At 37.8% G+C, this 238-nt stretch carries 1 protein-coding gene; it reads right to left on the bottom strand.

Annotated elements, in window-relative coordinates; all coding sequences use genetic code 11:
• Positions 1-238, bottom strand: a 238-nt coding sequence (locus ACFINS_RS10925) for a sigma-70 domain-containing protein (protein ID WP_375706284.1), incomplete at both ends; no start/stop codon positions are given.

Below are 238 nucleotides of genomic sequence, written 5' to 3' on the forward strand. Positions count from 1 at the left end.
ATCGGCAATAATGCGTTCCTATCTTCAATAAAATCACCCAAATGGGAATCATCTTCATCACCAACGGGTGTTTCAAGTGAAATCGGTTCCTTTGCAATTTTAAGAACTTTTCGCACTTTCTCTAAGGGCATAGAAAGTTTACTAGACAATTCTTCTGGCGTAGGTTCACGCCCGATTTCGTGTAAAATCTGACGCGATGTACGAACAATTTTATTAATTGTTTCAATCATATGAACAG

This window comes from Bartonella sp. AA2SXKL (assembly GCF_042197205.1).
GTDB lineage: Bacteria > Pseudomonadota > Alphaproteobacteria > Rhizobiales > Rhizobiaceae > Bartonella.